Origin of the sequence: Brachybacterium sp. GPGPB12 (assembly GCF_038396325.1) — a bacterium.
Classification (GTDB): Bacteria; Actinomycetota; Actinomycetes; order Actinomycetales; family Dermabacteraceae; genus Brachybacterium; species Brachybacterium conglomeratum.
Map to the genome: position 1 here is coordinate 418,466 of NZ_CP149573.1, position 13,974 is coordinate 432,439.

Here is a 13,974-nt window from a genome sequence, read left to right on the forward strand (position 1 = left end):
GTGGCTACGACGCCGAGTGGATCGTGACTCTCGATGACTGGATCGATGGCACCGGACAGACTCCCGACGACGTCCTGGCCGGACTGACCGGCGCCGGCGCCTCAGACCGCGGGGGCATGGATCATGGCGACATGCCGATGGGCGAAGGTAGTTCCGACGGCATGGATCATGGCGAGATGCCGATGGGCGATGAGCCCTGGGGCGACGCCGGTGATGTGGCCTACCCGCACTTCCTCATCAACGGCCGGATTCCCGAAGCACCGGAGATCTTCGAGGCGAAACCCGGCCAACGCGTGCGCCTTCGCCTGATCAACGCCTCCGCAGACACCATCTTCGCCCTCGCGCTCGGAGACCACGATCTCTCCATCACCCACTCGGACGGATTCCCCGTCGAGCCGGTCAACGCCAATGCGGTCTACCTCGGCATGGGCGAACGCTACGACGTCATCGTCACCGTGAAGGACGGCATGTTCCCACTCGTAGCGCGTCCCGTCGGGAAGCCCGACGGCGGCCAGGGACTGGCGGTGCTGAGGACCGGTGCCGGGGACGTGCCCGCCGCGGATATCCAGGTCCGAGAACTTGACGGGGAGATCCTCATCGGATCCACCTTGGAACCGGCCGAGGCCGCGCGACTCGAGGACCGCGCCGTCGACACCGAGCTCGAACTCGCGTTCCAGGGCTCGATGGAGCCCTACCAGTGGGCCATCAACGGAGCACCCTTTGGCCAGAACACTCCACTCAGCATCCGCGAGGGGCGGCGGGTGCGGATCATCGCGACCAACCAGACGATGATGAGTCACCCCCTCCACGTCCACGGCCACACCTTCGCCCTGCCGTCGGGACTGCGCAAGGACACGGTGATGATGGCGCCCATGGAATCGTTCGCCCTCGACTTCGATGCGGACAATCCGGGCCGGTGGGCGCCGCACTGCCACAACGCGTACCACCAGGAAGTCGGCATGATGACAGGGATCGACTACGCGTCCTGACGTCGTACGGCCACGCCCCCGAGGGCGCCACGGTGAGACCGGTCGCGTCACTGCGATCGATTCGACCGACCGTCACCTCATCGTCCGCGGCGTTCACGAACAGACGTGTGCCAGCGACCAACCTGCTCGCCGGAAGGCCCGCATGGAGCGTGCCTTCCAGTTGTCCCCCACCAGGGGAGATCCTCCGACGGTGTCGGGGAGCTCTCCGAGGTGACCGACCTCCAGGTGAGCGCCCAGACGGTTCGCCTCGTCGTCACCTCCGAGAACGAAATCGACGACACCACGGTCCTCAGCGCAGTCGAGGAGGCCGGTTGCTCGGCGGTGCGAGCCTGATGAACGCCGCAGGCCGGCTCGCTGTCTACTGTGCGGGACTGGCGGTGGCCTTCGTTAGTGCATCTGTCGCCGCCGGGGCTGTCATCCCCGCCCCAGCACCACGCTGATGATCGCGCCAGACTGCGACGGCCGCGTGTCAGATGATTCCGAGTGAGAGGGAAAGATCTCGCTATGGTGGGTTCCTCCCTATCATGGAGCCCAGAGCTCTATGTCTCGCCCTGCCGGAAGGTCGGATCGTGATGTATTTCGGGATTGTGGCCATGGCCTTGGTGGCGATGCTGGTCCTCGTGGCGCTGTTCGCGGCGCACCGTGCCTTGGCCGTTCACGCCGATCCGTTGACCTCGTTGCCTGCCCAATCTGGATGGGTGCCCCAGGAGCATGCCCTGTCGCGCTTCCACGTTCGTTGGTACCTTGCGTCCATCATCTTCCTGGCCTTCGACGTCGAAATGCTGTTCATGTACCCGTGGGCCGTGGTCGTGATTGAGAAGGGGCTCTCCGCAGTCGTCGAGATGTTCCTCTTTCTCGGCGCTCTGCTTGTCGCTGTGGCCTGGGCTTGGCGGGAAGGGGCGTTTCGATGGGCCTGAACGAACTCCTCGCCGGACTCGCCGTCCGTGCCGCCCACGTCCTCGTTATCGAGCCGCCGGGCCAGTGGTCGACACGTGTGGAGCTCGACCATCAGATCTTGCGCCGTGGATGGCGGCGGGCGTGGACCCCAGCCGATGCGGACGTCCTTGCGGTGTGCGGCGTGCCCGGCCCTGAACTGGCGGAACTGGTGGACCTCATCTGGAAGCAGATGCCCGGTCCGCGGGTACGCACCAGCATCAGCTCGCCCGACGCTGTGGCATCGGCTCTACGCGCCGCCGCAGACCTCCTTCTCGACACTCCCCGTCATAGAGCAGATGCGCAGGACCGACTGCAGGAACCTCAGCTTTCCGACGACCCCAACGGAATGGACCACGGGGACCTCGACCATGGTGAGCACGACGGGACGTCCCCCGAAGAACACCCCGGTATGAGGAACCCCGGCCATGACAAGATGGAACATGACCAGACGGACCACGAGAACCACGACGGCCATGGCGGCCACGGCGGAATGGACATGGCTCCGGCGGGTATCCCGTTGGCCCAGGCCGGGGAGGACCGTGACGGTCTGGAGATGGATGTCCTGCAACTGCCGTTGGGACCTGTCTTGCCGTTCTGGCCGGCAGGGCTGGTCCTTCGCTGCTCGTTGCAGGGCGATGTCGTGGTCGACGCCGAGGCGAGCCTGTGATCGATAACGGGGGCTACGGGACTCCGGAGCCGGCGAAGCGTCCCGGCCCCATGCCCGTGTCCGCGGCGGTGCGGTGCGACAATGCCCTGGCGTTGCTGGCACTTGCGGGGGCGGACGACGCGGCGACCCGTGCCCGCCATGCCCGGGACACTCTGTTGCAGGGCGAACAAGATGTCGCCCAGGACGCCGTTGAGCGGTTGTACCGCACAGTGCGGAAATCGCGGCTCCTGCGCTGGTCTCTGCGGAGCGTTCTGCCTCTCACCTCCGCTGATCTAGAGCGTCATGGCTTGCCGAGCCGTTGTCTCGGGGACGCCCACGACCGGTTGCTGTGGAGCCTCGACGTGATCCGGGCCGAGACACGCAACGAGGAGCCCGTGGAGCCGATCGACGGGGGCGTGGTGCCTTGGGCGATAGTGCCGCACCTGGTGACAGGGTTGGAAGTGGCCTCTGTGCGGCTGGCGGTGGCGAGCTTGGATCTTGTTCCGTTCCCAGCCGTCCAGGAGACGAGGCATGTCTGAGTCCCTGGTGACGACCGTTTCTGCCGGATGGGCCGTACTGGCGACCATCATTCTGGGTGGCCTCGCGTTCTTCGCTGTTGCTCTGGAGGCGGCATTGTCCGCTCGCGCCCACGGCGCCTCCGGTGGCTGGGTGGCGCCCGTGGCCCGCACCGCACGGTCGCTGCGGCGGCGGCGCCGGACCACCGTGGCCGCGGACACGCCGCTGTGGCGGATCGGTGGCGCAGGTCTGCTGGTCGGGGCGTTCGCAATGGTCGCGGTGATTCCGTTGGGGCGCTGGACGCTGGCGGACCTGGACGTGGGGGTGGTGTGGTTCAACGCCGTGGACGTCATGGTCTGGGCCCTGGTGTGGTTGGCCGGGTGGGGCGCAAATTCGACGCACAGCCTGGTGGGTGGCTACCGGTTCCTTGCCCATGGGCTGGCTTACGAGCTCCCCTTGATGTTTGCACTGGTGGCCCCGGCGATCGCGGCTGGCAGTCTTCGCGTCGGAGAGGTGGGCGCCGCGCAGGAGGGCCTGTGGTTCGTGGTGTGGATGCCGGTGGCGTTCCTGGTCTATCTGATCGGTGTCACCGGGTTCTCGGTGTGGGGCCCGTTCGCCCCGGCCCTTTCCGCGGACATTGCCGGTGGTGTGCTGAGCGAACTCTCCGGGGTGGACCGCCTCGTTTTCCTGGCCGGGCGCTATGCGTTGTTGGTCGCCGGGGCGGCCTTCGCGGTACCGCTGTTCCTGGGCGGGGGCGCCGGGCCCGTGGCGCCGGGCTGGGCGTGGGTGCTGGTGAAGACCGTGGCGGTGCTGACCGTGCTGGTGTGGTTGCGGCGGAAGTCGCCGATGCTCCGACCGGACCGGTTCATGGAGATCGGGTGGATGATCCTGCTTCCAGCGGCCGTGCTCCAGGACCTGGTCGTGTCTCTCATCGTCGTCGGGAAGGGCTGAACCGTGCTGGTCACAATCGTGTTCTGGGTACTCGCCGTGGTGGCCGTGGCCGCGGGCGTAGCCGTGTTCGTGGTGGACTCCATGGCCCGGGCCACCTACGCCCTAGCGCTGTCGTTCATCGCCGTGGGAGTGCAGATCCTCCTCTTACAGCAGAGCTATCTCGGGGTCATCACGATCTTGATGATGGTGATGGAGATGGCGGTGATGGCCGTCTACATGGTGATGTTCATGGGCATGAACCCGGCGCTGATGCCGATGGACATGACCCACGGGAAGAAGACGGCGATCGGCGCCTCGTCCGGCGTTTTCGGGATGCTGGTCGCCGGCGCCCTGCTCATCCCCTGGCCGGAGCGACGCGGCGCCCCGCCCGAGGACCTCACGCACGCGATCGGCTTGGAGATCATGGGCGAGAAGATGCTGGTCATGGTCGTGGTGGGCGCGGTCCTGGTGGCAACCATCGTGTCCGGGGTGGTGCTGGCCGCTCATCGCACCCGCTACGACCGATTCGGTGACGACCTACGCCGCCGCCCGGCCGACGATCCCCAGCCGGGGGGTGTGGGCCGATGACCCTGGAAGCCGTGCTGGTGGTGGCCGCCGCGCTGTTCGCGGTAGGCCTCTACGGAGCGCTGTCCCAGCAGGTGGTGGTGATGGTGATGATGGGCCTGGAGCTGATGATCAACGGGGTTCTGCTGGCCGCCGCCGGATTCTGGTGGTTCCTGGCCCCGGACCCCTCCGGGCAGGTGTCGCTGCTGGTGGTGCTGGCGGCGATGACCGTGGAGATGGCCATGGGCTTCGCCGTGGCAACGCGCTCGCTGCACCGCCGGCGCCAGACCGACATGACGGACATGGCCGAGGAGCTGTCCCGATGACCGGGGCCGAGGGCGCGTTGCTCGCCATGGTGCTCGCTCCCGGGGAGCATGGGCGCCGCGCTGGCCCTGACCCGCCGGTGGGAACGCGTTGCGACACCGATCGCGGTGGCCACCGCTGGACTCACCACAGCACTGGCGGCAGTCGTCGCCCTGGCCCGGCCGGCGCTGTCGGCCCCGTTCCTGGCCGGCGCCGACTTCGCACTGGAGGTGGATGCCCTTGCGGCGCTGACCGCACCGATGATCGCCGCGGTGGCCTTCCTGGTGCTGGTCTTCGCGGCCGGGAGCATCCGGGAGTCCCGGGCCCGCTTCCACGGGCTGATGCTGATCTTCTCCGCCGCGGCCTTGGTCACGGCCTCCGCCGCCAGCATCCCGGCGCCGCTGTTCGCCTGGGAGGTGATGGGCGCGACCTCCTACGCCCTGATCGGGTTCTGGTGGCGGGAACCGCGCCGGGTCTCGGCGGGGCTCACCGCCTTCCTCACCACCCGCACCGCCGACCTGGGCCTCTACGTCGCCGCCGGCGCCGCCCTGGCCGGCGGAGCAGGCATGGCGCTGTCCGACCTCCCGGCCGCGACGGACCCGTGGCGCCACGTCGTCGCGGCCGGGATCATGGTCGCTGCACTGGGGAAGGCCGCACAGTCGCCCTTCTCGTTCTGGCTCTCCGGGGCGATGCAGGGTCCCAGCCCGGTGAGCGCGCCGCTGCACTCAGCGGCGATGGTGGCCATGGGCGGCTTCCTGCTGCTGCGCGTGGAGCCGTTGTTGGCTGCGACCGGGTGGGCCGGGCCAGTGGCCGCCTGGCTCGGGATGCTCACCGCGGTGCTGATGGGCATCGTGGCGCTGGCCCAGCGGGAGCTCAAACAGCTCCTGGCGGCCTCCACGGTCGCCCAGCTGGGGTTCGTCGTTCTCGCCGCCGGTGTCGGCGCGGTCAGTGGCGGCGCGGCCCATCTGGTGGCGCACGCCTCCACCAAGGCCCTGCTCTTCCTGGTCGCCGGGGCGTGGCTGACAGCGTGGGGCACCGAAGATCTCGCGAGACTACGCGGAGTGGGGCGTCGGTGGCGGGTTGTCGGGGTCTGCGCGAGCGTGGGGGCGCTGGCCCTGGCGGGGATCGCCCCGCTGTCCCTGTGGGCGACCAAGGACGCCGTGCTGGTCGCTGCGCTCGAGGCCTCCCCGTGGCTCTACGCCGCCGGGTTGCTGGCGTCCGCCCTGTCGGCCGCCTATGCCGGCAAGGCCCTGTGGGCGATCTGGCGCCGCGGGGACGGCGCGGGAGTCCGTGCGGGCGGCACCGGCCAGGTGGGGGCCCTGGAGCAGGCGCCGCTGGTCGTGCTGGCCGCCGGCGCGGCCGGGCTCGTCGTGCTGGCTCTGCCCCCGCTCAGCCGGGCCCTCGCCCAGACACTGGGCGGGCACGGCGAGGTCTCGGCCGTCGAGCTGGCTCTCTCGGCCGTGATCGCGGCCGCCGTCTTCGCTGCTTTTGCTGCGGCTACGCGCCCCCGAGCCGAGATGGGCCCGTGAGTGGCTGGGGCTGGAGAGGATCGCGCATGCCGTCGTCGTCCGCCCGTCCCTGTCCCTGGCGCACGCCCTGGCTCGGTTCGATGACCACGTCCTGGACCGCACCGTGATGGCCGCCGCCGGGGCGGTGCCTGTGCTAGCGCGGATCGCCGCCCGTGCCGACGACCGGATTCTCGACGGCGGGGTCGACGCCACCGCGCACGCCGCCGACGTGACCGGTCAGCTGGCGGCGAGGGTCGATGACGACGGGGTGGACCGTGGGGTGGAGATCCTCGCCGGTAGGGTCCGCCGGCTCGGGCATCTGGCCCGGATCCCGCAGACCGGAGCCATCCACCAGTACTTCCTCCAGGCCGTCGCGGTCCTCACGATCGGCGTCGTGGCCTGGTTCGTCTATGCCGTGATGGGATGAGCATGCTGAGCCTGATCGTTTTCCTGCCCCTGGCCGGCGCCGTCGTCCTGGCGGCGATGCCGGCGATCGGCCCCGCGGTCGCCCGCTGGGCCTGGGTCGCCGTGAGCGCGGTCGAGCTGGTGCTCGTCGGAGTGCTGTGGGTCGGTTATGAGGACCCGGGGCAAAACGCACTGGCGTACGAGCAAAGCAGGTGCCGTGGATCCCGGGGGTGAACAGCAGCTATCACGTGGGCGTGGATGGTCTCTCGTTACCGCTGGTGGCCATGACGACGATCGTGTTCCTGGCCTGTGCCGTCTACGCCCTGCGCCAGCCCGACCGGCCCCGGATTCAGGCGGCCCTGTTCCTGTTCCTGCAGGGCGTGAGTCTGGGGGTGTTCGTGGCGCCGACCTCATCCTGTTCTTCGTGTTCTTCGACCTCTCGATCGTGGGCATGTACTTCGTGATCGCCGGATGGGGCCATGGCAACGCCGCCCGCTCGGCCCTGAAGTTCTTCCTCTACACGTTTCTGGGATCACTGGCCCTCTTTGCTGGGCTTTATCGGGCTCTACGTGGCCGCCGCACCGCACACCTTCGACATCCCTGAGCTTGTCGCGGCCACCCCGCTCGATGACAGCCCGCTGACCGGGGAGCTGGTGCTGGCGGCGATCGTGGTCGGTCTCGCGGTGAAGACCCCCACCGTTCCCTTCCATACCTGGTTGCCGCCAGCCCACACCGACGCCCCGGCGACCGGTTCGGCCGTGCTGGCTGCGGTGTTGCTGAAGATGGGGACCTACGGGTTCGTGCGCATCGCCATGCCGATGCTCCCGGAGGCGTGGCGGTCCTGGGCCTGGGCGATCGTGGCGATCGGTATCGTCTCGGTGCTGTACGGAGCGTTCGTGGCGCTGGCCCAGACGGACCTCAAGCGGATGGTCGCCTACACCTCCGTCAACCATATGGGCTACATCGTCCTGGCCCTGGGTGCGGCGGGTCTGGTCGCCGAGGGTGCCGAGCAGGCCCGCTCGGTGGCGGTCACCGGTGCGGTGGTGCAGATGGTCAGCCACGGGTTGATCACCGCCGCGCTGTTCCTGCTGGCGGGGGTGATGCAGGATCGGGCCGGCACCTATGACATGGGTTCCTACGGAGGCCTGGCCGGTCCCGCGCCGCGGTATGCGGCGCTGTTCGCGGTCGGGGCCTTCGCCTCCCTGGGCCTGCCCGGGTTCTCCGGCTTCATCGCCGAGTTCCAGATCTTCGCCGGCGGCATCGCGGTCGCCCCGGTCACCGCCATCGCCCTGCCGGGCATCCTGGTCACGGCCGCCCTGTTCCTGCGGGCGCCGCAGCAAGTGTTCACCGGCCCCACGGAGGGCCGATCGCCCGGGTTCGCGGATCTGCGCGTCCGGGAGCTGTGGTCGGTCGGTCCGCTGCTGGCCCTGTCCGTGCTCATCGGGGTCTTTGCCTCGAGTTCTGCTCGAGGTGATCGAGCCGGCCTCCGCGGCCCTGGTCTCCTTGGTCGGGAGGTAGCCGGTGGAGGCCTCGATGCAGATGCGGCCCGCCCTGCTGCCGCCGGAGATCCTCGTCTTCGTCGGCGGTCTGGTGGTGCCGCTGGGCGGCTCGTTCCTGCCCCGTCAGCGGCAGTGGATCGCCCGCGCCGTGGCCGCGGTCGCCCTGCTCGGTGCCACGGTCGCCGCGGCCGTGGCGATGGCCGGCCCCGAACAGAGCGCGTTCTCGGGCACCTTCGCTGTGGACGTCGCCACCGGAGCCGCCCGGATAATCGCGGCCCTGACGACCCTGTTGGTCCTCGGGGTGGCCTCCGGGGAACTCGCTGGCTCGCCGCGAGAGTCCGACACCTACGCGCTCGCTGCTCTTCGCCACCACCGGGGTGATGGTGCTGGCCGGAACCACCGACCTGCTCGTGCTCGTGGCCGGATTCCTGCTGGTCAGCATCCCCTTGTATGGGATTGTCGGCCTGACCGGCGGCCGGTCCGGGGCCGAAGCGGCGATGAAGACCTACCTCATGGGCGCGTTGTCCGGAATCCTGCTCATGCTCGGGGTCACCGTGCTCTACGCCGTGGCCGGGGGCACCGACTACGCCCTGCCGCGGGACGCGCCGCCCGGGGCCCCGGCCGCGACCGTGGGGGTCGGCGTGCTGGGCGTGCTCGCCGGGTTGCTGTTCAAGGCCGGCGGCGTGCCCCTGCACTTCTGGATACCCGACGCCGCACAGGGCACCGGCGGCACCGCCGCGACGTTCCTGACCACGGTCCCCAAGATCGGAGCGCTGGTAGCCGTATACCGATTCGTGGCCACGATCTCCGAAGGCGACGGCTCCTGGCTGGTCGTCGCAGGCGTGCTGGCCACGACCTCCATGGTCGTGGGCAACCTTGCCGCATACTGGCAGACCGATCCCCGCCGGTCGCTGGGCTGGTCGACCGTGGCCCAGGTCGGGTTCCTGCTCGTCCCGGTGGCCGCGGCGGGGCGCAGTGGGCTGGCACTGCCCTCATTCTTGTTCTACCTCGCCGCCTATGCCCTTGCCAATGTCGCCGCCTTCGCCGTCACCGCAGCGCCGCCCCACCACCGCGAGCTAAGTGACTACCGAGGTCTGGCCCGGTCCCGCCCCGGGCTGGCCCTGGCTCTGCTCGTGGCGCTGCTGGGCCTGGTGGGCACCCCACCGCTGGCCGTGTTCGTCGGCAAGCTCACCACCGCCACCGCCGCCTGGGACGGCGGGCACGGCTGGTTGGCGCTGGTCGTGATGCTCAACAGCGTGCTCAGCCTGTTCTACTACCTGCGCTGGTTCGCGCCCGCGTTCGCCCGTCCTACCGATAACGGCGCTAACTTCCCCGGCCCGGGCGGAACGGCCACCTGGCCGGCGACCACCGCCGGGGTGGTCGCCACCGCGAGCCTGGGGCTCGGCATCCTGGCCGGTTTCCTGTGGGCGGCTCTGGAAGGACCCCTGCTGTTCTAACGACGGCGTCGGCATGGACGTCGCCATCGCTTCCATCGGCGTGATCCTCGCGTCTGACCCGCAGCCGCCGGATGCGGTGGGCTCGTCTCTGACTACAGCGGCCGCGGCCGGCGTTCACCAGCGGGCTGAACACCGCCGGCATGGTCTCCGCCGTCATCGCCGCTCTCGCCGCACTCGTTGCCGCTACGCGGTTGCGCCATATCCGACCCACCGGTGAGTCCGCGTCCGAATCGAGGTCCTCCGAGGAATCCGTGCGGTGAGTGGAGCCGGCGAGCCGATGCCCGGCACTCGCAGCCACAGAGCTTGCGTGATACCGGGAGGGGGTATAGCCTCAATCCCGGAAAGATACCCCCTAGGGGTATACAAATTGAGAGGAGCACGACCATGACGACGACGAACGAGTACCAGGTGACCGGAATGACCTGTGGGCACTGCGAGATGTCCGTCCGCGAGGAGGTCGGTGAGCTCTCCGGGGTGACTGACATTCAGGTCAGCGCCCAGACGGGCCGCCTCGTCGTCACCTCCGAGGAGCCCCTCGATGACGCACAGGTCCTCACCGCGGTCGAGGATGCCGGCTACTCGGCGGTCAAGACCCGATGAATGCCGCGGGACGACTGATCGCCTACGGCGCCGCGGTCGCAGTGACCTTCGGCGGCGCATTCGTCGCAGCCGGCGCCGTCGTCCCGGACCGGGTCGTCGAGCGATGGTCAGCGCAAGCGACCGACACATCGCACGACGATCCCGACCACGGTGGAGGCGCGGATACGCGACCCGAGCCCGCACCGCAGAAGGGAGTATCGATGTCATCGCAGGGATACGTGCTGTCCAAGGTCTCCGCTCCGCAGTCCGCTGAGCAGGCCGGAGAGCTCGCCTACACGATCACCGGGCCCGACGGGAGCCCCGTCACGGAGTATCAGGAGGCTCATGAGAAGGAGATGCACCTGATCGTGGTCCGCACCGACGGCACCCAGTACCGCCATGTGCACCCGGAGCTGGACCCATCCACCGGCGACTGGTCCCTGCCCTGGCAGTGGGAGGAAGCCGGTACGTACAAGATCTACGCCGACTTCGCCCCCACCGGCGACGGCGAGGACACCCTGACGCTGTCGCGAACCGTTGACGTTGCCGGCGAACTCACGCCGGTCACCGACCGTCCCCTCTCCGCGAAGGACGAGGTCGACGGGTTCGAGGTGACTCTGGACGGAGAGCTGACTGCCGGGACATCCAGCGACCTCACGCTGAGCGTCACCCAGGACGGCGCTCCGGTGACCACCTTGGAGCCCTACCTCGGCGCCTTCGGCCATCTCGTCGCCCTGCGCGAGGGCGATATGGAGTACCTCCACGTCCACGCCGAGGGCGTGGACCCGGTCGCCGGGGAGACCTCCGGCCCGGAGATCTCCTTCATGGCGGAGGCCCCTACGGCCGGCCGCTACTACCTCTATCTGGACTTCCAGATCGATGGCGAGGTGCACACCGCGCAGTTCATCGTCGAGGCGGAGCAGGACACCGAGAACGAGAGCGCCGATGCGCACCCGGACGGTCACTGACCCCTCCGGGCCGGATCGACCGTCGCAACAGATCGGAAAGGACCTGGAGTGAACACCGAAGCACCGCTCATCGCGGAGGCCGGCATCGAACTGGAAATCGGCGGCATGACATGCGCATCCTGCGCGAACCGGATCGAGCGGAAGCTCAACAAACTCGACGGCATCACCGCGACCGTCAACTACGCCACCGAGAAAGCCAAGGTGACGGCCCCAGAGGGCTACGATCCGCAGCTGCTCGTCAGTGAGGTCGAGAAGACCGGCTACACCGCCGCGCTACCCAAGCCCACCACCGGCAAGGACTCAGCGAACACGCCCGGGGACGATCAGGAGGACTCCGACCCGGAGCTGACCTCGCTACGCCACCGGCTGATCGGAGCGGTCGCGCTGACCGTCCCGGTCATCGCCATGGCAATGATCCCCGCCATTCAGTTCCCCTACTGGCAGTGGCTCTCGCTCGCGCTCGCAGCCCCGGTCATCGTGTGGGGTGCGTGGCCGTTCCACAAAGCGGCCTGGACCAACCTCAAGCACGGCGCCGCCACCATGGACACGCTCATCTCCATGGGCACCTCCGCCGCCCTCCTGTGGTCCCTGTACGCGCTGTTCTTCGGCACGGCCGGCACCCCCGGCATGACCCACCCCTTCGAGCTGACGATCGCCCCCTCCGACGGGGCGGCGAACATCTACCTCGAAGTCGGCGCGGGCGTGACGATGTTCATCCTGGCCGGCCGCTACTTCGAGAAGCGCTCCAAGCGCCAGGCCGGCGCCGCCCTGCGCGCCCTGCTCGAGCTCGGCGCAAAAGAGGTCTCCGTCGCGCGCGGAGGCCAGGAGCAGAACATCGCCATCGACGACCTCGTCGTGGGTGATGAGTTCATCGTCCGGCCCGGCGAGAAGATCGCCACCGACGGCACCGTCACCTCCGGAACCTCCGCCGTCGACGCCTCCATGCTCACCGGGGAGTCGGTTCCCGTCGAGGTGAGTGAGGGGGACGCCGTCACCGGCGCCACCGTCAACGCCGGTGGACGGCTCGTAGTCCGTGCCACGCGCATCGGCTCCGATACGCGGCTCGCGCAGATGGCGAAACTCGTCGAGGACGCCCAGACCGGCAAAGCCGAGGTCCAACGCCTGGCCGACCGCATCTCCGGGATCTTCGTGCCGATCGTCATCCTGGTCGCCGCTCTCACCCTCGGGGGATGGCTCGGCGCCGGGTTCCCCGTCACCGCGGCCTTCACTGCCGCGGTCGCCGTACTGGTGATCGCCTGCCCCTGCGCACTGGGTCTGGCGACCCCGACCGCCCTGCTGGTGGGCACAGGCCGCGGCGCCCAGATGGGGGTGCTCATCAAGGGCCCCGAGGTGCTCGAGTCCACCCGCAGGGTCGACACCGTGGTGCTGGACAAGACCGGCACCGTCACCACCGGCAAGATGACCCTCACCGACGTCGTCACCGACGAGGGCACCGATCGGGCCGAGTCGCTGCGCCTGGCCGGCGCCGTCGAGGACTCCTCCGAGCACCCGATCGCCCAAGCGATCGCCAAGGGCGCCACCCAGGAGATCGGCGAACTCCCGACGTTGACGGAGTTCACCAACGTCGAGGGGAAGGGCGTGCGCGGCACCATCGATGAACGGGTCGTCGTCGTCGGCCGCGAGAGCCTCCTCGCCGAGACACAGATGTCACTGAGCCCCGCGGTGGCCGCTGCGAAGACGGATGCCGAGGAGCAGGGCAAGACCGTCGTCGCCATCGGCTGGGACGGGATCGCCCGCGGAATCCTGGTGGTCGCCGACACGGTCAAGCCCACCAGCGCCGAGGCCGTTGCCGCGATGAAGGAACTGAGGCTGACCCCGGTCCTGCTGACCGGCGACAACGAGGCCGTGGCCCGTCAGATCGCCGCCGAGGTCGGCATCGACGAGGTCATCGCCGAGGTGCCGCCGTCGGAGAAGGTGGATGTGGTCTCCCGCCTCCAGCGCGAGGGTCGCATCGTCGCGATGGTGGGCGACGGCGTCAACGATGCCCCTGCCCTGGCTCAGGCCGACCTGGGACTGGCGATGGGCACCGGTACCGACGTTGCGATCGAGGCCAGCGACATCACGCTGGTGCGCGGTGACCTCCGTAGCGCAGTCGACGCCATCCGCCTGTCCCGTAAGACCCTCGGCACGATCAAGACCAACCTGTTCTGGGCCTTCGTCTACAACACGGCCGCGATCCCGATCGCCGCACTCGGCATGCTCAACCCCATGCTGGCCGGCGCCGCGATGGCCTTCTCCAGCGTCTTCGTCGTGGGCAACAGCCTGCGCCTGCGCGGCTTCACCTCCAGCGCAAAGAACTGACCCTGCACAACACCCCAATGGAAGGAATTTCATGAACGACACCACCGACCAGTCCTCCAACTGCTGCGGCGGCCACGCCTCCCCCGCTCCCGTGGCGAAGGAGGGACGCCCGAGCCTCGTGGGCCCCACGGACGACATGGCCATCTGCCCGGTGATGGAGGGCCGGACGGTCGTCAAGAGCGTCGCCGAGGCCGCGGGCCTGTTCCGCGACTACGAAGGCACTCGCTACTGGCTGTCTTGCGCCGGTCGCGCGGCCCCCTCTTCGACGCCGACCCGCAGAAGTACGTCGCCGCCTGAACAACCACCGACGAGCGGGAGGGGTGGACCGCCTGGCAACGCACCCCTCCCCCGT

At 69.1% G+C, this 13,974-nt stretch carries 18 protein-coding genes; all 18 read left to right on the top strand.

Going from position 1 to position 13,974, the window contains the following annotated elements; genetic code table 11:
- Positions 1-23: 23 nt before the first annotated feature.
- Positions 24-989 carry a multicopper oxidase domain-containing protein gene (locus tag WKH84_RS02235; RefSeq protein WP_341855483.1) on the top strand — a complete coding sequence of 322 codons (966 nt, stop codon included), beginning with the start codon at positions 24-26 and terminating at the stop codon, positions 987-989.
- Positions 990-1,199: 210 nt separating this feature from the next.
- The gene (locus WKH84_RS02240) at positions 1,200-1,322 is read left to right on the top strand and encodes a hypothetical protein (protein ID WP_256374516.1); all 123 of its coding nucleotides are present in this window, start codon (positions 1,200-1,202) and stop codon (positions 1,320-1,322) included.
- Between the two features lie 239 nt (positions 1,323-1,561).
- The gene (locus tag WKH84_RS02245) at positions 1,562-1,906 is read left to right on the top strand and encodes an NADH-quinone oxidoreductase subunit A (RefSeq protein ID WP_070500594.1); all 345 of its coding nucleotides are present in this window, start codon (positions 1,562-1,564) and stop codon (positions 1,904-1,906) included.
- On the top strand, positions 1,897-2,592 hold the full coding sequence (locus tag WKH84_RS02250) for a hypothetical protein (RefSeq protein WP_341855484.1): 696 nt from the start codon (positions 1,897-1,899) through the stop codon (positions 2,590-2,592). The genes WKH84_RS02245 and WKH84_RS02250 overlap by 10 nt, the downstream gene beginning before the upstream one ends.
- Positions 2,589-3,110 carry a hypothetical protein gene (locus tag WKH84_RS02255; RefSeq protein WP_341855485.1) on the top strand — a complete coding sequence of 174 codons (522 nt, stop codon included), beginning with the start codon at positions 2,589-2,591 and terminating at the stop codon, positions 3,108-3,110. Before WKH84_RS02250 ends, WKH84_RS02255 begins: the two co-directional genes overlap by 4 nt.
- A complete protein-coding gene (locus WKH84_RS02260; protein ID WP_341855486.1) occupies positions 3,103-4,038 on the top strand; it encodes a complex I subunit 1 family protein in 936 nt (311 codons plus the stop codon). The genes WKH84_RS02255 and WKH84_RS02260 overlap by 8 nt, the downstream gene beginning before the upstream one ends.
- A 3-nt stretch (positions 4,039-4,041) precedes the next feature.
- Complete coding sequence (locus WKH84_RS02265; protein ID WP_341855487.1) at positions 4,042-4,605, top strand: NADH-quinone oxidoreductase subunit J; 564 nt, start codon at positions 4,042-4,044, stop codon at positions 4,603-4,605.
- On the top strand, positions 4,602-4,907 hold the full coding sequence (locus WKH84_RS02270; RefSeq protein ID WP_341855488.1) for an NADH-quinone oxidoreductase subunit K: 306 nt from the start codon (positions 4,602-4,604) through the stop codon (positions 4,905-4,907). Before WKH84_RS02265 ends, WKH84_RS02270 begins: the two co-directional genes overlap by 4 nt.
- Positions 4,908-5,012: 105 nt before the next feature.
- Complete coding sequence (locus WKH84_RS02275; protein ID WP_341855489.1) at positions 5,013-6,413, top strand: proton-conducting transporter membrane subunit; 1,401 nt, start codon at positions 5,013-5,015, stop codon at positions 6,411-6,413.
- 106 nt (positions 6,414-6,519) lie between these two features.
- Positions 6,520-6,819 carry a hypothetical protein gene (locus WKH84_RS02280; RefSeq protein WP_341855490.1) on the top strand — a complete coding sequence of 100 codons (300 nt, stop codon included), beginning with the start codon at positions 6,520-6,522 and terminating at the stop codon, positions 6,817-6,819.
- The gene (locus WKH84_RS02285) at positions 6,816-7,031 is read left to right on the top strand and encodes a hypothetical protein (protein ID WP_341855491.1); all 216 of its coding nucleotides are present in this window, start codon (positions 6,816-6,818) and stop codon (positions 7,029-7,031) included. The genes WKH84_RS02280 and WKH84_RS02285 overlap by 4 nt, the downstream gene beginning before the upstream one ends.
- On the top strand, positions 7,028-7,261 hold the full coding sequence (locus WKH84_RS02290) for a hypothetical protein (RefSeq protein ID WP_341855492.1): 234 nt from the start codon (positions 7,028-7,030) through the stop codon (positions 7,259-7,261). The genes WKH84_RS02285 and WKH84_RS02290 overlap by 4 nt, the downstream gene beginning before the upstream one ends.
- Positions 7,249-7,401, top strand: coding sequence for a hypothetical protein (locus tag WKH84_RS02295; RefSeq protein ID WP_341855493.1), 153 nt, complete (start codon positions 7,249-7,251; stop codon positions 7,399-7,401). Before WKH84_RS02290 ends, WKH84_RS02295 begins: the two co-directional genes overlap by 13 nt.
- The gene (locus WKH84_RS02300) at positions 7,343-8,677 is read left to right on the top strand and encodes an NADH-quinone oxidoreductase subunit M (protein WP_341855494.1); all 1,335 of its coding nucleotides are present in this window, start codon (positions 7,343-7,345) and stop codon (positions 8,675-8,677) included. Before WKH84_RS02295 ends, WKH84_RS02300 begins: the two co-directional genes overlap by 59 nt.
- Positions 8,677-9,753: a proton-conducting transporter membrane subunit gene (locus tag WKH84_RS02305; protein ID WP_341856744.1), complete on the top strand. Its 1,077-nt coding sequence runs from the start codon at positions 8,677-8,679 to the stop codon at positions 9,751-9,753. Before WKH84_RS02300 ends, WKH84_RS02305 begins: the two co-directional genes overlap by 1 nt.
- A gap of 384 nt (positions 9,754-10,137) precedes the next feature.
- The gene (locus tag WKH84_RS02310; RefSeq protein WP_010534525.1) at positions 10,138-10,353 is read left to right on the top strand and encodes a heavy metal-associated domain-containing protein; all 216 of its coding nucleotides are present in this window, start codon (positions 10,138-10,140) and stop codon (positions 10,351-10,353) included.
- A 200-nt stretch (positions 10,354-10,553) separates the two neighbouring features.
- On the top strand, positions 10,554-11,300 hold the full coding sequence (locus tag WKH84_RS02315) for a hypothetical protein (RefSeq protein ID WP_341855495.1): 747 nt from the start codon (positions 10,554-10,556) through the stop codon (positions 11,298-11,300).
- 48 nt (positions 11,301-11,348) lie between these two features.
- Complete coding sequence (locus tag WKH84_RS02320) at positions 11,349-13,622, top strand: heavy metal translocating P-type ATPase (RefSeq protein ID WP_341855496.1); 2,274 nt, start codon at positions 11,349-11,351, stop codon at positions 13,620-13,622.
- The last annotated feature ends 352 nt before the right edge of the window (positions 13,623-13,974 follow it).